The organism is Paraburkholderia terrae, from assembly GCF_002902925.1.
In the GTDB taxonomy this organism is placed as follows: Bacteria; Pseudomonadota; Gammaproteobacteria; order Burkholderiales; family Burkholderiaceae; genus Paraburkholderia; species Paraburkholderia terrae.
Genome location: NZ_CP026113.1, coordinates 1,497,023 through 1,515,424, shown reverse-complemented (window position 1 = coordinate 1,515,424; position 18,402 = coordinate 1,497,023). Strand labels below are relative to the sequence as shown.

The window sequence follows — 18,402 nt, the reverse complement described above, 5'->3', positions numbered from 1 at the left end:
CGCACCGGAACGAACGCTGGACCGTGACTATGCCCTTTAAGCGGCGTCGAGCCGGTCAAGTTCTTCAACGAGTGCATCGACATACGGATCCTGCATATCGTAATCTAGCAGCGAGGACTGCAGCTTTCGCACGTAGTCCGAATTCGGTCCAATCTCTCCAGACGCCTGCGAAATGATAGAGGCAATGCGCGCGATGTCCGAGTCAGGCTCATGAAGGGGATGTGTCGGGTTCGCCACAAAGACCAACGCGTTAATTCCTCGCCCATCTTCAAGTCTTACGTCCGCCCATGTTGGGACATACGCTCCGGCCACCATCTCCCGGATCCAGATGATCCGAAGTTCGTCAAGGACCTTGTCTGCAGGTAATCTGAGCAAGACGCCGCCTGTATAACCACCTGGTTCAAGTGACAACATTCGTCCTGGTCTCTGCACGCTCCCTCTGCCAGCGACTACGCGCAAGCAAAAGCTTCGATGCCATCCATGCAGAGTACCCACGGCCCTCGAATCAAACTCGAAGAGCGGATTCCAGATCAACGAGCCGTATCCGAAAAGCCATACTTCGCCGCTATTCGGTCGAGCTGCAAGCGTGTCATTGAGAGACTCTTCAATTTTCTCCAGAGGCCAGAGGACGTCCCCCAGTGCGCTGGCGAACGCTTCATGATATGCGCCCGACAAGATATGTTTTCTTGATAACACCTTCGCCTCTCGATGGCTTCCTTTCGCTAGTGTGATTGACGATGAGAATTTTCCGCTCGAAACGAGGGAGGGCTGCACCGTCGCAGCCTTCGTTCGTCAGAGTACTGGATCAGGCGATCAAGAATACGCCATTTTGTCGCTAGCGTGCTCGCACATTGCCTTCTCTCTGATACCGCGCTGACCATGCATCTTTCCCGACATGACGTCGTTTCGGCGAACTCTCCGAGTGCGTTAGTGCGAGACACGTAGCCACAAGATACCGAAAGCTGCGTTTCGTCGTGAGAATAGATCGTCGAGTGCTAACTTACCGACGGACATGTCCTTGCGGTGTTTGTGCATATACATAGATATTTTCAGAAAGGCTTTCCTGATATCGAATGCCTGGCGATCAACGCACTCGAAGTCATTCAATAGTCTTTGGAGACCATCGTCTCTCCGATTTGTAGCAAAGTGGAAGAGGTTGACTGAGTCGATTCTACTGGCGTACGAACATACTTTACATGCGTAATGTTGAGAAGATAGTTACAATATCTGGGATATTCCATATCTCCGTACAACATGAGTGCAAAACGCAATCGAATGGGATCACCTCTACGGCGCCCACTTACCAAGACGATGCTTTTGCCTCTTAATGCTGCTGCCGCGCGTGCTCAATCGTTGAACTATCATCTCGCGTTTGCAGTGTGCCGCAGTGGGAGCGGTAAACAGGATAATTTCAACCAGCTCACCCTTGTGATGTATCTGACGTGGCTTCTGCAGCAGAGGGGATATGGTGCGTTGCCCGTGGAGCGGTATCAAGCGGCGGAGCAGGGGATCGAATCTGCCTTCGTGCGAGCAAACGATTGTGGAACGTGGGAACTAACTTCAGAAGCCGCTGTGTCTTTTGAGGCTATTCTCGCGCTTCACGATTCTCAACTCTCAATTGTCCCGGTCCATCTGATCAAAAGTGCCGAACAGGTACTGATGCGAGTTGTCGCTGGGGAAATTCCGCCACCGATACCAGAAGCGTCCTAAGTGTGGCGATTTGCAAGAAAGGGGTATGCGATGATTGTCATGCCGCAGCGTACGCTTCTTTCAGCTGAATCGGTCGGCGAGCAATGCTACGGTCCATGGAAGTTCGTCGAAACTAAGTTTGCGTTTGGCTACCTGTGCGAGAACGCCGGGGAAGAAGCGCTCGATATCGTAGTCGCACGAGTCGTATCGACGTATCAGATGCTATATAGAATAAGGTCAGCGATACTGCCTGCGGCCACCAGCTTGCGACAATGTGCACCGAGTTGCTCCGGAGTGACTCAACGGCATCGGCCTCGACAAGTCTTTCATTCAGTAACGGTGAGCAACGAACCATTGTTCGATGAGCCACGCGTCCGGGCTTCGTAGAACGCCGGGCCGTTCTTATGCCTATCAATCAGCTCGAGCGCATAGTCCAGGGCGTTTTTGATCATATCGTCCCGTTCAGAATGCTGCTGCGCGATGTGCTTTGCAGCGTCTGTGTCAGCGGCATTGGTTGATTCAGCAATGTCTGAGGCGTCGGTTCGTGCCGCTTGCACGTGATTCATATTCATTCTGTGACTGTTGGAAAGCACACTATCTCACCTGGTTTTGTCCGGCCAGATCGACGAAATTCGCTCGCTGCAGGAACCCGCATTGGTGTGCCTAGGCCCGAGACGGGACCCTTAGGGCGGTCAGCGGGAAGAGGGCACGCGATAGTTGACCTGTCCTTGGCAGGAGGAAATTTACAACGACTTTAAAATCGCGCGCGCCATCATAGCATTAGAATTGAAATGCCGATGACATGCGATTTAAATGCGAGACGTATAAAAATGTATTGATAACTTTGGCAATGGAAAATGTCTTCAAATCAGCAAGATAGAAAAAGTGATTATTCCGTCTCGACGAAATAGTTGAGATGGCTGAGTTAAATACTATGTTGTTTTTTCGGCGTTATATGCCTATGCTTTCGAGAATCGACGTCGAATAGGCCATTACTCAATTTATACGTGCCAGAATGAACCAAAATCTCAATTCGAAAGTTCTCCCTCATACCGCTGTTCGCATTGGAGCCTTGGACCGGGCGGGCAATCGCGCGCAGTCCTTCAAAGAGGCCGCTGAGCTTCGCGCATCTGCGCCCGTGTTCGTCGCGCCGGTTGATGAGGCATTGATGGACCACATGAATGGGCGTGCGATTCTTCGGCAGGGTGTTATCCCATTGCCGACGGGTGGTGCCATGTTTGTCATTAGAATCCAGCTTAACGATACCCAGTTCGTCTGGCTGGCCGACCCCACGGACCCGGAGGTCTGGCGAGCCCTCGACGGGTTCCGTAAGACGAAGCAGGCGGGATTCGAGTTCAGGTCACCCGAACAGGTATGTTTTGTACCTTATGAGACGCAGGACACGACCGCCATCCTAGAGCGATTCAGGAGCGAAATCGGCCGGAATGACCGGATGTTCATTGAGGCCGCGACGGCGCTGACTGCATGCGGCGACCCGGCGGTTACGTTCGAAAGCATGCGTCCCAATGTCAAGGTGAACCACCACCGCGTGTGCATTCTCGGAACCGAGCGAGTTGAGGCGGCACTTGCTGAACGCGGTGGCATCACCGTTTTCGGACCTGCAGCCGAAGCAGTTGTTCGCAATGGCTTGGTGCCAGGAACAGCAACTGTGCAATGAGTTGAGGAGGGCGGGTAGCCCTGTACGTTGGATCGCGCGTTTTGCGTTGATACCCCGAGCAAACGGCGTCAAGGACATACGAGCCAATTTCTATGCACAACGGCCACTGACAGGTGGCCGTTGTTTTTCAGCGCATTCAGTACGAACTGTTGAAACGGAGAAACCCGGTAAGTGTATGGGAACAGTCTAGCCGGTCACTCAGGAAATTCGGGCCAACTGTCGTTATACGGCCCGTTGTATACCGACGCACGCTTTACTGGGCCAGCACCGAGTGGCATCGGGCGGATTTCCGTTATAAGCGCGTCTACGTTTCTGTTTTCTGCCCACGTCGTATATTCGGGCGAATATGGGTCTTCGATTCTGTAGGCCTCTCGTGTGAACCACGCGCCATCTGCCATCCAGCTAAACGGATACTCGACCAGTAGCGGAGGCGCATCATCAAAAAGATACACAACCGGGATGTGCTGCCGGAACAGTTTGAGCGTCGGCAGGTTATCAAAGAACGGTAGTGCGGGTACGTATTGAGAAAACCGGATTTCAGCTACAACGTGATTCGCTTCCGCAATCGCTGCACCCACCTCGCAATAGGCAGTTTTGCGGATTAACGCGGATGCGTCTACTTCGAGCGGTACATTAAGCACAAGCACGTAGCGCTCGAGAGTGTACATTCTCAGGGACATCGGGAACTGCTCTGCTCGAAGCAGAAACGCTGTCTTTTCGTTTGCCGCCTTTACTTGATTGAGGTCACACCAATCCCATCTCTCGGCTGGCAAACGAGCGTGAAGACAGGTTCTATAGTTGTCGCGAAACGGCAACCCTCGGAGGTGCGCGAAGCGGTCAACGAGAGTAGCGACTATCGTCGGGAGCTGCTCCAGTTTCCTGACTTTTCCAAGTTGTATCCGACGAAGAAGGCCCGGGAAGAAGCGCTCTACGTCGAAGTCCCAGTAATCGTCTTGTGCGTAATCTAAGGTCTCGTGGAGGAAGCTGTCCGCAAGGGCGCCTGCGACCGACAGACGTTCGCAGTAGAAGCTCAGCTGTTTCTGGAAGGTATCGTATGCCCCTTCCTCTCTAAGGCCGGCCACTAGTTCCGGCATATCCTCTTCAAGCCAGGTCGAGAGGACGGTTGCATCAAGGTGCGCGTAAAAGTGCGGTCCAGACTCGTACTGGTCTATGAGTATTCTGGCAGAGTCAATCGCCGCTTGCATTAGCGAATCGTTCTCATCATGCCAGCAATAATTCGGAAGGAGGAGGGTGTCGGCATCGTCCTGATGTACGAGCGTGGCGGGTGCTTGTTGTTGGTGCTTTCGAGTGGTCATAGGTCTGCTGCAATGGATGAAAACCAATATTGCGTACGGTTTTATCCAGGCAGGGCCTTGCTTCGTCCCGCAAGCTGCCGTGCCGACAGCGCGGACAGAGTCGACCTCTGTTGTTTTCTATTCTTCGCGCTGCGCGAAAAATGCGCCGAACGTGGCCACGGATAAAACCCGTCGTAATACTCGTTTTCTCATTAACTTACGGGACCCACAATGTCGACTGACCAGAACCTCTCTGCCGCCGAAGACCTCGAATCGTACGGGGCCGGCGCCGATAATACCGCTGACGTCGAATACGATGACGAGGACTACGACTACGACCCGCCCATGCCCTACGATTACCGTCAGCAGTGGGCTGACAATCCGGTAGAGTGGGCTGTTCTCTATGCAGCCAACCTCATTCGACAGTTTGAACGTGGTCCTGATTTCTTCAATAATCTGGATGCCTCGGTCATCGAGGATTGGGTGTTTAGGGACTATCCGGAATTGCTGGAGACCCTGCGCAGCGAGGATTCGCTAGCCGAATTCCGCTCTGGCCTTTCCCAGCACTGTCGAATGCTTAAAGGCGCTGCGTTGCTAGCGAACGAAATTCTCTTGCGTCGGCACGGTCTGCTCAGCCCTCTTCCAGCTCTTTCACCCGAATGCGAAGAATTTTTCCCTGGATGGGTGTCTAAAATCGAGACCCAACCGGAATGGACATGGCATGCCCAGCTTCCGGGGGCGATTGCGGAGTTGCGTGGAAAGTGGGCAAACGAGGAATTTTTTAACTCGCATCATAGCGATGAAATCGTACCTCATTCGCTTATTTCGCGAGGAGAAAGTCCAGTCGAGACGTTTGAGGACCGACAGAGTATCACCGCTCACATCTTGGAGCGAAATGACTTCCCTTTGACTCTCAAGTTTTCAACTCAAGAACGGTTTGCTTTTTTTATCAGGCTTCCCGCCGATGTAAATATCGAAACGTTGACCAAGTACAACCAGACAGCATTGGCCGTTCACGAGAGAGAGGGCGACGGCGTCTCTGTATGGGACCTTTCACTGGGCAATGGCGTGCTGTCAATACCACTGCTGGAACATGAGGTAATTCTTACCAGGTTTCGTGCGCGTTTGCCCATTATCTATGAGCGTGACGGTGAGCTACTGGTGGTCGAATATGATTGGAGCCCTTTGGCGTTCGGTCATCAATACATTGGGATGGCAAAAATCTGGCCTCCGGCCGAAGGTGCTACTGCAGGCCTGTCACCGCGATTGGTGACGAAGCTCTCGCCGCAGGCGATGCGAATTGAACGGACATACCCAATGACAAGGGCGGATTATGACGCAGCGTTGGGCATAGAGCCTCTACATGTTACCGAGTCTGATGATGACGATATCATCCCGTTCTAGAGGGGGGCGTGGGCACTGACTGTCTGATTGTTGCGGGCTGAAGGCCAACGCCGTCCCGAATTCCCCATCAACGAGGCAGTATTTGACGGTCTTCGCGGGCTGTCAGAGCGGTTAGCCTGAAGGCTTGTTGAGGTGCAACAGCAGCCCGTGCTGTTGCCGGTCTGAGCAACGCGGTTCTTCAAGAACCATTACGTTGTGCCCCGGTGCACCCACCATGAACCCTCCCCGTTCACGGGGAGGAGGAATCAGTACGCAGTTCTTTAAGAACCTTTAACAAAATGATGCAGGGGCTGTTAACTCGCAGCGATTGATGTTAACTTCATCATTGTTTCGGTAACGGAAAGGACATGGCCAAGCCGATACTCGATGATGAGCTGTGGGCACTCATTGACCCCCTGCTGCCCCCACCCAAACCACGCCGTTCACGCTACCCCGGACGCAAACCACTCGATGACCGGGCAGTGCTCACCGGCATCCTGTTCATCCTGCAGACTGGCCTGCGCTGGGACCTGCTGCCGCGCGAGATGGGTTGCGGCAGCGGCATGAGCTGCTGGCGCCGTCTGCGCGACTGGCAAGCCGCCGGTGTCTGGGACCGACTGCACGAACTGCTTCTTGCAAAGCTACGCGAAGCGGACCGCATAGACTGGTCGCGCGTGGTCGTCGACTCCTCCTCGATCCGCGCGGTTGGTGCGGGTCAAAAACGGGACCCAATCCCACCGATCGTGCGCGACCAGGTTCAAAGCACCACCTCATCACAGAAGCGCAAGGCATCCCGCTCGCGGTAATCCTCACTGGCGCCAACCGCCACGATGTCACCCAGCTGCACGCGCTGGTTGACGCCATCCCGCGCATCGCCGGCAAACCTGGCCGCCCGCTCTCGAAACCCCGGATCGTTCAAGGCGACCGAGGTTACGATCACGACAAATACCGCCGTCCACTACACGCTGCCGGCATCGACACTGAAATCGCCCGACGAGGCGAACCTCACGGCAGCGGACTGGGCAAAACCCGCTGGGTCGTCGAGCGCACCATCTCCTGGCTTCACAACTTCCGACGGCTGCGCATCCGCTTCGAACGTCTTGCATTCATCCACGAAGCCTTCATGAAAATCGCATGCTGCATCATCTGCTGGAGACGACTGAAAACGTCATTTTGTTAAGGCCTGTAAGTGCCTGTATGCCCCAGCGTCCATGAACCAGAGCGTTCCGTTGTTGGCGAATTACATCTGCGCGTTGAATCCAGTTTGCGTAAGCATCGCGACGCTCGCTGTGTTGGGAGAACTTGTCGTTGATGTGCTTAGAAAGCTGACCCAACTTAGCCTTGAAATTGCAATTTTCAATAGACCTCGTGAGGTGTTCTTGTCGAGTACTATCACCAGCCCATACAAGACACAAACCAAGGTTCACGTCGAGACGCGAAAATTCGAAAAGCATGCGGCCAAGTAATGACGCAGCGTCGTTCTCCAACGCATACTCTCTTGCCGATAGATCGCCTGCGGGGATGTCATTCATGGTCAGGACAGAGTCGAACGCAGAACCGATATCGTATTCGAATTATACGGGAGTCACGACCATTCGCTTTCGAGCTGGGCCGGTGATCCGGTGGCAGAAATTACGCCACTAAAGGTTGCGAGCAGGAACGTGACCGCGTTTCTGACAAACCACGAAGCTACGGAGTAGAGTATCTTAGAAGTGCCCGGGGAATATAGGCACTCGACAAAGTAGGCCGGTTTTTTTGTGTCAGGAAACCGGAAACCCCGCAGCGGGCAGCCCATCTCACGTTTCGCCCTGACGGAGGCGGGTGCTTACTTGTGAGCCCGCCAACTCAATGATATCTCAGTAAAGCAAGTAGGCGCTGGATAGGCGCTGCGCTGCAGACTAGCCGAGCTTGAGAAGTTCATCCAAATCACAGACCGCGCCCATTGCTAGCAACTGAGCGAAGATGGTCGTTCCCTTCTCCTGCGCCTTTATGACGGCGTTCCGATAATCGTCAGGAGCTTCATAACGTTCAGACGGCTGCGATTGCGTGGAAACTCGCCTTTCGCAGGCAATTTTTCGCGGTCTGACCTGCTTGAGCGACTCTGAGCCGCTTTCGCGCAGTGAAGCAGAGCATGAAATCGGTGGGGTTAGCTGATCGATCGCCGCTTCTTCTTTGCGCCGCATTGATCGCTCGAAATTTCGATCAGCGACAATATTGGCTTTTCTCGATGCCCGGGATTTTCCTTTTGAGGCTACCGTGGCGGTCGCTCGTGCTGGCTTGGAGATGGAGGAGGCGATCTGTTGAAGATTTGCGCGGTGTTGCAGGTCTTCGTCCGCGCCGTCCATGCGAGCCGATTCAAGCACGTGTTGGACGTACTTGATTTCGGCGAACGAATACCCTTCGTAACGTTTGCACCGTTTGGTCAGTTTGCACACATACGATTGACGACGATTACGGACATCGTGGACGACGATGTTGTCGCCCAGACGACGGTCGTACGAGATCGGTACCCTCCACACGCCTTGGTTTGCAGCCTTGATGAACCAGCCGCGCTTCTGAAGCTCATCACATGTGTAATAACATCCGCTGAAGCAAACGCCTTCCCGGCACACTGTCGCTGTGGCACGGGGGAGTAACTGCAGGCGAAGATAGTCCTCGGAATAGCGTGATAGAGCGCCCGCCCCGTTGCGAAGATCGTCGGCCCATATTCGTCGAGGTATCGGGGGACAGCCTCGCAGGATCATGGCTGGCGAAATGTCGTAGTGTGGCATCTGGCTGCGATTGTGCTTGATGATGGCGGCCACGATCAGCGCAACAAACTCATCAAGTGTCAGGCTGGCGTCGACATCATAGTGCTTGCCCCGACGCCGCTTTGCGTTTCGGGGCGGATCATATCCAGGGGTGTCTGCCGCGATGGACGCATGGATCAACTTGAATCCACATTCAACAGTGCCTTTGTTCTGGGGTGACAGAGCCCGGGTGTTTGCAACGGTGCATTCCATGCCATCACAGATGCAGCTGCTGTTGTGCGAAAGCATCTCGTCGCGGTCGCCCAGGAATTTTTGAGGAAACATCCCCTGTGCGGGCCAATCCGCTGGGTCATAGGGTACGCCATGCTTGTTGCAGAACGCAGCCTTGTCCTCAGCGATGCTCAAAATTGCCTGCATTGCTGCTTCCCATCCAGGACGCTCCAATCCCGCGTAAAAGCCCACGCATAGTCGACTGAATCTGTCATAAATCAGGTACAGGGTAGGCTTGCCGATGATCCTGGCGCGGTTGTCTTTTGCAACCAACCACACATCAGCAATGGTCGCATCGATCTCGTAGATGTGGCCGACGCAGAGCGCTTCGAACAGGGCACCCGTGATGCTCTGATTGTGATCGCGTTCGAAGTCCCTGTCGCCCTTTTTGCGCCGCAGGACGGTCTCGTATGAGAAGGTCTGTTTGAATACGCTACAGAACTGCCTGTACGTGGGTCGTTCGCCATGAGGCTTAAGAAAACTGGCCCCATCTCCATCGAGATATGAATATCGCTCGCGTAGCAACTTCACGAAGGTATCCGCGAGCGTCGGTACCTCGTGCTTGAGATAGTGCTTCTCGATCGCATCGACGATTTGCGGCGTATCGATCTCTGCGTTCATTTGATAGATTTTGTATCGACCACCTTTCGGTCTTCGGCCACGACCGTGGGTACCACTTCGTTGAGCAGCCCCGATGCTGGCAAAATCTGGAATCAGCGCACACATCGACTGACCGCCCCGCCAAAACATTTGCAGGTATCGGTTGATGGTGGTCTTGGACTTTCCTGTTTCCTCGGCACGATGTCTGACCATAGCACCTCGCGTGTTAGCGTCGAGGATTGCGGGATCGCTGACCAGGGGCTCGATGATTTCCCAAGCGGATTTCTGACGTGCTTCGGCACGCTGCGAATGAAAAGCAGGTTGGGCGCCGACCTTAGTCGAAGATATGGTGAATTCTTTATTCCTGATCGCATGGCAGAGCGCTTCGTACGAGCAGCGCTGTGGCCAGCAATGCGAGACGGTCAGATTGAGAGTCCAGACCACGTCGTCTGGTGTGATGGCTAGTACCCGAAAGCGCGTGCCTTCAGCGCTTTCGAGCAGATCGTTTTTGACGGGAGCGCAGGCTGGATCCAGAGAGACAATAGGTTCAACGGTATTCGCTGACGCGGGGAAGGGCAGCATCACTCAGCTCCATTGGCTCGATGACCATCGGCGGCGCGGACGCATCGAAAACTGCGCAAGGGCGCACAGGCCAAATTCGGGTTGCTGAGATCGCAAAGAAGCACCCGTTCATACAGCAGGAGTTTGGCAACGCGCAAACCTTCACCATTGCGCATGCCGTGACGCACCTCAAATCCCGCGCAGTATTCGTTAAGTGGCATGTTGCGAGCTGAGTGGCTCAGCTCATACGCCATGATGAGCGATCTCTCCCGGATGGCGCCAGGATACTCCTCCTTCTCACCAGATTTGATAAGCCCACCCCGCATCCACTCGATATTTCTGATTCTTTGCATGGGCAATTCTGAGTGAAAGACGAGGTGATGCGGGATATGCATGCCCGCAAGACAGGCATGTGCGATCTGAAGTTTTTCGATTGCGCGAGGATTTTCGGCGTCCTCGGTTCGTTTGCAGTCGATCGCTTCGAAACCGTGCTGATCGTTGTCCGTGACGTCAACGACGAAATCGACGGTTATGACCGTTGCGACATTTGTCCCTGGATAGTGAGGGTGCCGTATCCTCAATTTGTCAGCGGTTTCAAGGGTCGAGTCTCGGTCCAGTGGAAACTGTTCACGCACATCGGTAACTCGCCTCGACCACTCGAGTGCGAAGAATGTGTGGGACTCGACGTCGGACATCAGGTGGAGAGTGCGCCCATACTTGGCGCTGTAGATTCGCTGGACGCGCCCGAGCGAACTGAAGTCAAACACCTCAAGCCAAGGCTTATACGTCTGTCCATGGCCCGTACCACGCCCTTCGCGCACCCAGCGAGAAATCAATTTTTCGGTCATCAGCTTCGGTCCGCGCGCCATGTCAGGTCCCACCGCAGGTAGCCTGCGTCAAAATCGAGGCGCCCACGTCCACGATCGACCGAAAAAGCGAACGACCAGATCGCTAGACGCGGAGCATCGATTCCAGCGCACCGCCTCACTCGCGCGGCGGTGGCTGGTCCGGGCAGCTGAAATGAATCGGCATGGACGTGTCCACGCCGAGGAGTTCAAGTGCCCGGCTAAGTGCGTAGATTTCGGCGGCGAAGTCGATCTGGATTTCGTCACCCTCGGATATCGCACGCATCCCTGAATGTACGCACAGGGCGTGGAGTCCCTGGGTGACGTAGCGAGCGATGTGCTCGTCCCTGGTTGCTGGTTTCAGGTAGTTCGTCGCTTCCATCGCACTCTCCCTGGTTGTACTCGAGGCAGCATCTAGTGTGCCTTCGGCCGTGCATAGGTGCGCTGCCGGCCTTACCTTAGGCGTTTTATCGCGGAAGCCAGCGATTGGGCGCTCGACCAATAGTCTGACCAGGGATCCCGCGACTGGAAGCTGAGATACTCGCGTGCCGTCTGAACATTCCATTGTGCACCGCTCTTGAGTTCGGTGAGCTGCTCCCACGAGACGGGCATCGATACACCCATCCCTGGTCTGGCGCGAGCTGAGAACGCTGCGGCGGTAGTCTGGCCCATCCCGTTACGCAAGTAGTCCACGTAGACTTTGCCAACCCGGTTCGAGGAACCGGAAATGGCCGAAAAACGTTCGGGAATTGTTGTCGCGAGGTGCCGGACGAAGGTCTGCGAAAACACTTTCACTTTCCCATAGTCCAACCGGGCGTTAAGCGGCACCACGACGTGCAGTCCCTTGCCGCCGCTGGTCTTGAGCCAAGCCTTGAGCCCCAGTTCCGAGAGCAACGCCCGCACAAGGATTGCAGCCTCCAGAACGCTGCTCCATTTCACTCCCTCACCGGGATCGAGGTCGAAGATGACACGGTCAGGGTTGTCGAGTTTGCTGGCAGTCGAGTTCCACGTGTGAAACTCAACAACGTTCATTTGCGCCGCCGACAGCAACGCGTCCACGGTGTCTACGGTCAGCAATGGCGGATGCTTTGGCCACAGCTCGCGGTCGTGCGCTCTCAGACCGGGCATAGCGGTTCGCTCCGCATGCTTTTGAAAGAAGAGTTCGCCGGCGATGCCTGACGGAGCACGGACCATCGCTACCGGCCTGTCTTTCAGGTGGGGAAGCATCCATCCCGCGACGCTCGCATAGTAGCGGACGAGGTCTGCCTTCGTGACGCCGACCGAAGAGTCAACGATTCGCTCGGGATGAGTGATTTTCAGTTCGGGCAGAAACTCGGGCGCCTGCGTCTTGCCTCCCTCGCGGACGACGCTGCCCGCAGGTTTGTCGAGGCGCAGTCCCTTGAACGACGCTTGCCGGACGACGCCGTCCGTCGTCCATTCGGCGAACTCGACCTCGGCGACCAATGTCGGTTGAACCCACCATTCGCTCCCGGCTGCGCGTCTTGACCACCGGCGCGCCTTTGCGGCTTCCACATCGAATGGCGTGGCATCCGTCTTTAACGGAATCAGGCGGCGCCAGAGATCTTGTGCGGTTCGTGAGTCCCAGCCGGTACCGACGCTTCCGGCGTCATGAAGTTTGTCTCCAACGTAATAGCCCAGCAGCAGGCTGCCGACTTCCCCGGACTTCCCGCCGCGCCCGGTGAATCCGCAGACGATTAGCTCCTGACGCAATCGCGCTTTCGCTTTCAACCACGTCCGCGTCCTTCCAGACTCGTACGGCGCGTCGCGCCGTTTCAGCATCAGCCCTTCAAGACCTAGTCTGGCGGCCGCTTCGAACACTTGCGCTGGTGGTGCCTCGAAGTTCGGACTAAACCGTAGCTGCTCGCCTGCATCTTCAAGCAGTTGCGCCAGCCGCGCGCGCCTCGACCACAGCGGCACGTTCCTCAGGTCCTCCCCATCGAGGTACATCAGGTCGAACAGGAAATAGACGATGTCCTGGTTGGCTCGCCCATCAATCGCAGTCTGAAGCGCGGAAAAGTTCGGCAAGCCGTCTTTCAGTATGGTGATTTCGCCGTCCAGCCACCCGCTTGAGAGTGGCAGGTCACTCAGCTCCGTCTCGAGCGCCGGAAATTTTGTTGTCCAGTCGTGCCCGCCTCGCGTCAAGAGCCGTACGCGACCCTTGTCAATGCGAGCGAGCAGGCGGTAACCATCTAGTTTGCTTTCAATAATCCAGTCGCCGCTCGTCGGCAGCGAGGTTGCCAAGGTCGCAAGCTGCGGCTCGAGCTTTGCCGGCATCGATGCGCGCGCTGCTGCGGACAGGTCGACTTCCGGTTCGGCGTCACCTGCAGGTCTGGCAGACCTTGCCTCGCGATCTTCAACCATCCCAAGCGGATTTGCGATGACACTATCAGGGAGCGCCTTGATGACGTCGTACTCCACAAGCGGACGGGACCATTCATCACGTTTTTTGAAAAACATCCACTGGTCTTGCCTGTCATCCGCCTTCGATATGCGCACCAGTTCCCAAAGCCCTGCGAGTTTCTCACCGTGAAGCCGGAAGACTAGCTTGCCAGCCTCCATTCCTTTGACCGGGTCACCGATTGGCTCCCAGGTGCCGTGGTCCCAGACGATGACTGTGCCAGCGCCGTATTGTGGTTTGGGAATGGTGCCTTCAAAGCTTGCATAGTCGACAGGATGGTCTTCGACGTGTATGGCCATGCGCTTTTCTTTCGGATCGTAACAAGGCCCTTTCGGTACGGCCCACGACAGCAAGATACCATTGAGTTCCAGGCGGAAGTCATAATGCAGCCTGCTTGCCCAATGCTTTTGCACGACGAATCCTGGTTTTCCAGCCTTGTCGGATGCGATCGCGCTTGACGCAGGCGGCTCAGGCGTGACAAGGAAGTCCCGCTTTTTGTGGTAGCGAGACAGAGGTGGGGATATTGCGTTGCGGGAAGAGGCCATGAAGAGATAATAGGACTGCGCGGGGCCAAGGCGATAAGCGTCGCGGACTCTGTGCTGTGGGATCTCTTCCGTCCAACAGCTATCCCTCGCGCAAACAATGTTCCCGCGCACCCATTGCTCAAGGTCGGCCTCTGTCGGTAGCGTGGCGGCCATACAGATGTGTCCTGTGCCGGGCGGAGAATGCGTAGGTAGGGCGATGCCGCAGGCAAGCGAGTAAACTTGTTCTCATCTGACTGAAAGTAATCCGGAGGCCACGTGTGCTACTCAGCGCAGATAGAAGCTGATTACAAGAAATATGTGCGGATGTTTGGAGCCCACATAGATATCAGGGAATTTGCGAGACTGTATTGGGAACGCGCGGAAGGGCGGATGAAAGCGAAGATCCCGAAAGCGATCGATGACTCGTTCGGGAGCCCGCAGTCTGACGACGAGCGCGAAATCAGAGACCTGATCGATCGTTACAACGCGGACCAGGCAAAGACGCTTGAGGAGGAACTTTTCAAGCAGCGCGCTCGACTGGTTGCAGCGGAGCGAACGCTGCAAACCAGGCAGACGAAAGCCGCAACTGAGAGTAAACGTATAGCTGGCGACAAGATTGAAGCGACGCTTCGACGGCTGGACGACATCAAGCGCACGGAGAGCGAGCCCCGCGACTCGCGCATATTTCCAGGCCAATATGCGCCGGTTCTCATCCAGGAAGGCAGACAGCTCGTTGTGCGCCCGATGCGATACCAGTGTCGAATCATGGGTAAGCCGGCGAACTACGACTTCAAGTTTCCTGGAACCTACAATGCGCGGCTGGATAGTCTAGCCAAATTTTGGGCACCGCTCTTCGGGTACTCGCACGGCGTCGTGATTGTCGACTCGTTTTACGAGAACGTGGCGAGGTCAAAAATGGACGGGCGCGTCCTGGCGGAAGGAGAGGATGATGAGAACGTCATCCTTCAGTTCGCACCACGGGATGGAAGCAGGATGCTGATAGCCTGCCTCTGGTCAAAATGGACAGCGCCTGGCGAGCCGGATCTGTATTCTTTTGCTGCCATCACGGATGAGCCGCCGCCGGAAGTCGCTGATGCTGGACATGACCGCTGTATTGTGTCCATCAAGCCAGAAAACGTGGCTGCCTGGTTGAACCCGAATCCGCAGGACCTCGCAGCGCAGTACGCGATACTTGAAGATAAGGTACTGCCTTACTACGAGCATCGAGTCGCCGCCTGACCACGCTTCCATGATCGATCATGACATGGCGTCCGGATTGAAAGGCCGCTCGTGGCGCCCTCCAAATCTGAGCATCCGCCCTGCAGCTTTTTGTTAGTCGGAGGGAAGCTCGCACTAGCTCGACCGTTCTGAGCCAAGACCTCAAAGCTGTGAAGATGTCAATCAAGGACGCGTAAGTGAGTGAGACCGTTGATGGAATAGATGCGTGGCGATTTGAATCAACGGATCTTACTTATGCTCAGTTACGGGTTTTTCTGATGGACGAATTGTATCGCTAGATCCAGCACGCGATGAAACTTCTTTCGGTCTTGCTTGCCCCTGAACGGTCGAAGCGGCAACGCCCATCGGAATTTGTCGCAACGGTGCAGATGTACCAATCGCCGCGTTATATTGCGAAGGAGGAGACAAGCTAGGTCTCTGAACATTCAATCCCGCCTCTGTTTGGTTCGCCGCACACTCTGCGGGATCGACGAAGCGATTCTTCAATGTGTAGATGGAATCCACAAAGACTAAGAAGAAAGCAAACGAAAGAATAAGAATTAGGAGTCCTGTAACAGAAGACTTGAATGATAATTTTCCATTTTTGTCAAAATCGATACTTCCACCGAGATCTGGTTCTTGGATGGCCAATGGTACTTTCGGCGCAGCGTCGACCGACGAGGCATCTTTCGATATGGACTTGACGTCTCGCGCAAGTGTAACCTTTGCCATCGAATTCGCTAAACGGTATGCTGCAAAAAGTTGAATGCCTGCCAAACCAACTCCCGAAAGTGTTATCGCTACCACCATCCACAACAGGACATGATTCTCATACTGTTGCTCCGCAAAGACAGTGCGATTTATGGAGAAATCGACCATCTGTCCGCGACGTACTGAACTGGCAAAGCAGTATTGCAGAATAGTCATCTGATCCGACAAATTAAACTTTTGGTCAACGACAAACTGTTTTCGCAATGTCGCTTCGCAATCGTCCATCGACCTTGCGTCAGAAAGCAGAGCGTCACGACCTATGTCGACGCGGCTGGCATTCTTAACCGACGCAAATAGCCCCAATCCCACTATTCCCACTAGTAAAACGATTACTAGGGTCCAAGGGACTAGGGTACCCCCGCGTTTCATTGCAGCGCGCCCTGATAGGTCACAAAAGTCTGCGGATCGGTGCAACCGCACAAACCACCAGGCGCCCCACCAGGGGAAACATTGCAAGAATTGACCTGTGTTACGCAGAAGTTCGACCACTGTTGCGCAGGCGGTTGATACGCAGGCTGCGGTGGTTGATACATGGGCTGCGGCGGTTGATACATAGGCTGCGGCGATTGGTACATAGGCTGCGGCGGTTGATACACGGGTTGGGGCAGCTGCTGAACCGAGGGCTGAGGTGTCGAATAGGGAACGGAGGGCGGCCTCATGGTGTCCTGTTGTTCGTGACGTCTGCACTGTACGTCATTCATTGCGCAAATCGCGAAGACAGATACTGGGCAAGCAAGCAAAAGGACCGCAGCCAGCAAGCGCGTCGGTTGCATGAGAACCTCCTACTACGGATACCAATCAACAATCCATATTTGATCAGATTAGTCTCCTGGAAAGCACAGCTTAGACGATTCACTCATCGAACGTTGGATACCGCACAAAGATTGAACACGTTTCCTTGCACGCGTTTTGAACGAATATTGAATGCTAGTTGAAAGAACGCGGTGTCGCATAGGTTACCGGCTGATAACCCATGCTCATATCGAAGTGCTGCCGATTTTGACGGCTTTCTAGTCAACGAGTCTCGATATTCGTTATCGCAAGCGCCCGCAGTGCAAAATGAAATACTGAGACACGCGCGGGGGTGTCGCTCACTCGGCCCAGGGTAATCCGATAACTGACAATCCACCATTGCAATTTGAATGGCCTGATCTGAGATAGATCGCACGGTACGGGCGAATGACGGTTTCTGGCTGACTCGTACCCGATGCGACCGTTCCTGGATTCAGTAACGCGAACGGAAGCGACACAACATTGTGCAAGGACACTAGTAATCTCCAGCTTGGGGGAAGACCGGGTGCAACGCGCCGATTGACGATCGCAAGCAAGGTTGTCGATTCTCCTTCGGGCCCGGACGAATTGTCTGCAATCCCGTATCAGATGTCGACGAGGCAACAAAACAGGGAGGACACCGGAAGGCCTGGCTGCTCAGCGACGCCAGGGGTTGCGCGATGCTGGAGTGACCATGAATTTTGTCCGACAGGTGCAGCACAGCAAGGTCGTCATTGAGACGAGCGCATATATTGCATGGGTTCTTTCAACTGGTTCGACAGCAACGTACTAGTCCTTACGTGCGTCACGAGACCTCAATGTTGTACCGAGGACTGGAACGCGCGCAGGATACTCTCGCCATGCAAAAGAGGTTGATTCAGCTAAGAATTTTGAAGGCTCCGTATATCGACACACGCGCACGCCAGTCGGTACGACGACGTGACGGAAGCGGCGGTCGGTTCGGGAGGTCGCACGCCTTCTCGATAGCACCAATGTGAACGGCGGCGCTTGGGTCGCCGCCTTTCAACGCATGCTTACCTTCTTGGGCGACCTATTCGAGGTCCGCGTGTTACAAGTTTTGGGTGCTAATCGTGAACACCTCGAAAACACTAGCGTGGTCCGGCTTCGGCGGGTCATTCATCGCATCGGCAATGTGAGACGCTTTAGCCATGCTGTCGCGAAGGTCGTCGGTGTAGTCGTAAGCCAAAAGATAGTGACCGTCGGTGAAGACCCACAACACATTGATTTTGTCGCGCTCGCCGAGTTCCATATCGTAGAAAACGAGCTCGGAAACAGGAACCTTCCCATCGGCGAGGAGCAAACAGCCAACGTGAATGCCGTCAGGCGTTACACGCACTTGCCCGCACAGGTAATCTGATTTGAACTTGATTGCTCGTTTGTCGACAGGCAACATCACGACGAGGCAATCAGTATCCTCGTCATCAGAATCACTAGAAACGTCCGACAGCGGAACAACATAATAGGCAGGCAGACCAGCCTTGGCGGTCTTTTGTCGAAGCGTATCTACAAATCTGTCAATGAAGTCATCTTCATCGAGTTCTTCGAGCGGTTCACTGGTAGAAGCATTTGGCATATTGGAATATCTCAAAAACGTTGACCTGAAAAGT

Annotated in this window: 15 protein-coding genes; 5 read left to right on the top strand and 10 right to left on the bottom strand. The window is 54.9% G+C overall.

The features are described 5' to 3' along the window. Nucleotides 1-36: 36 nt before the first annotated feature. The gene (locus C2L65_RS36510) at nt 37-696 is read right to left on the bottom strand and encodes a gamma-glutamylcyclotransferase (RefSeq protein ID WP_042304877.1); all 660 of its coding nucleotides are present in this window, start codon (nt 694-696) and stop codon (nt 37-39) included. A 657-nt stretch (nt 697-1,353) separates the two neighbouring features. Between C2L65_RS36510 and C2L65_RS36505 the strand changes: the two genes are divergently transcribed. Continuing rightward, nucleotides 1,354-1,710, top strand: coding sequence for a hypothetical protein (locus C2L65_RS36505; protein WP_156132237.1), 357 nt, complete (start codon nt 1,354-1,356; stop codon nt 1,708-1,710). A 305-nt stretch (nt 1,711-2,015) separates the two neighbouring features. Here C2L65_RS36505 and C2L65_RS36500 read toward each other — a convergent pair whose 3' ends face one another. Further along, the gene (locus C2L65_RS36500; RefSeq protein WP_042304874.1) at nt 2,016-2,261 is read right to left on the bottom strand and encodes a hypothetical protein; all 246 of its coding nucleotides are present in this window, start codon (nt 2,259-2,261) and stop codon (nt 2,016-2,018) included. A gap of 443 nt (nt 2,262-2,704) precedes the next feature. Between C2L65_RS36500 and C2L65_RS36495 the strand changes: the two genes are divergently transcribed. Further along, complete coding sequence (locus C2L65_RS36495) at nt 2,705-3,367, top strand: hypothetical protein (RefSeq protein WP_042304873.1); 663 nt, start codon at nt 2,705-2,707, stop codon at nt 3,365-3,367. 194 nt (nt 3,368-3,561) lie between these two features. Here C2L65_RS36495 and C2L65_RS36490 read toward each other — a convergent pair whose 3' ends face one another. Continuing rightward, entirely contained in the window at nt 3,562-4,683 is a 1,122-nt protein-coding gene (locus tag C2L65_RS36490) for a hypothetical protein (RefSeq protein WP_042304872.1), read from the bottom strand. A gap of 210 nt (nt 4,684-4,893) precedes the next feature. On the opposite strand from C2L65_RS36490, the gene C2L65_RS36485 reads away from it, so the two are divergent. Together C2L65_RS36485 and C2L65_RS36480 are read left to right on the top strand one after the other, a co-directional pair. Beyond that, nucleotides 4,894-6,066 (top strand): hypothetical protein, encoded by a 1,173-nt coding sequence (locus tag C2L65_RS36485; protein WP_042304871.1) that lies wholly within the window; start codon nt 4,894-4,896, stop codon nt 6,064-6,066. Between the two features lie 347 nt (nt 6,067-6,413). Beyond that, nucleotides 6,414-7,225, top strand: a protein-coding gene (locus tag C2L65_RS36480) for an IS5 family transposase (RefSeq protein ID WP_103254638.1) whose coding sequence is annotated in 2 segments (ribosomal slippage) — nt 6,414-6,762 and nt 6,762-7,225 — 813 coding nt in all. Because the reading frame shifts where the segments join, the coding sequence is not laid out codon by codon here. Here C2L65_RS36480 and C2L65_RS46285 read toward each other — a convergent pair. The 5 genes from C2L65_RS46285 to ligD form a co-directional block, all read right to left on the bottom strand. Further along, the gene (locus tag C2L65_RS46285; RefSeq protein WP_167450361.1) at nt 7,188-7,577 is read right to left on the bottom strand and encodes a hypothetical protein; all 390 of its coding nucleotides are present in this window, start codon (nt 7,575-7,577) and stop codon (nt 7,188-7,190) included. The two genes, C2L65_RS36480 and C2L65_RS46285, sit on opposite strands and share 38 nt — an antisense overlap. 366 nt (nt 7,578-7,943) lie before the next feature. Next, nucleotides 7,944-10,247, bottom strand: coding sequence for a Mu transposase C-terminal domain-containing protein (locus C2L65_RS36470; RefSeq protein ID WP_052426790.1), 2,304 nt, complete (start codon nt 10,245-10,247; stop codon nt 7,944-7,946). Then, entirely contained in the window at nt 10,247-11,074 is an 828-nt protein-coding gene (locus tag C2L65_RS36465; protein WP_233446625.1) for a TnsA endonuclease N-terminal domain-containing protein, read from the bottom strand. Before C2L65_RS36465 ends, C2L65_RS36470 begins: the two co-directional genes overlap by 1 nt. Before the next feature lie 136 nt (nt 11,075-11,210). After that, the gene (locus C2L65_RS36460) at nt 11,211-11,453 is read right to left on the bottom strand and encodes a hypothetical protein (protein ID WP_042304867.1); all 243 of its coding nucleotides are present in this window, start codon (nt 11,451-11,453) and stop codon (nt 11,211-11,213) included. A 71-nt stretch (nt 11,454-11,524) separates the two neighbouring features. After that, entirely contained in the window at nt 11,525-14,035 is a 2,511-nt protein-coding gene (ligD, locus tag C2L65_RS36455; protein ID WP_042304940.1) for a DNA ligase D, read from the bottom strand. Nucleotides 14,036-14,290: 255 nt separating this feature from the next. Between ligD and C2L65_RS36450 the strand changes: the two genes are divergently transcribed. Continuing rightward, nucleotides 14,291-15,253, top strand: coding sequence for an SOS response-associated peptidase family protein (locus C2L65_RS36450; RefSeq protein ID WP_042304866.1), 963 nt, complete (start codon nt 14,291-14,293; stop codon nt 15,251-15,253). Nucleotides 15,254-15,481: 228 nt separating this feature from the next. Here the strand turns inward: C2L65_RS36450 and C2L65_RS45850 are convergent, their stop codons facing one another. Both C2L65_RS45850 and C2L65_RS36445 read right to left on the bottom strand, forming a co-directional pair. Further along, nucleotides 15,482-16,228: a hypothetical protein gene (locus C2L65_RS45850; protein ID WP_156132236.1), complete on the bottom strand. Its 747-nt coding sequence runs from the start codon at nt 16,226-16,228 to the stop codon at nt 15,482-15,484. 1,615 nt (nt 16,229-17,843) lie between these two features. Continuing rightward, a complete protein-coding gene (locus tag C2L65_RS36445; protein WP_042304865.1) occupies nt 17,844-18,368 on the bottom strand; it encodes a hypothetical protein in 525 nt (174 codons plus the stop codon). Between the last annotated feature and the right edge of the window lie 34 nt (nt 18,369-18,402).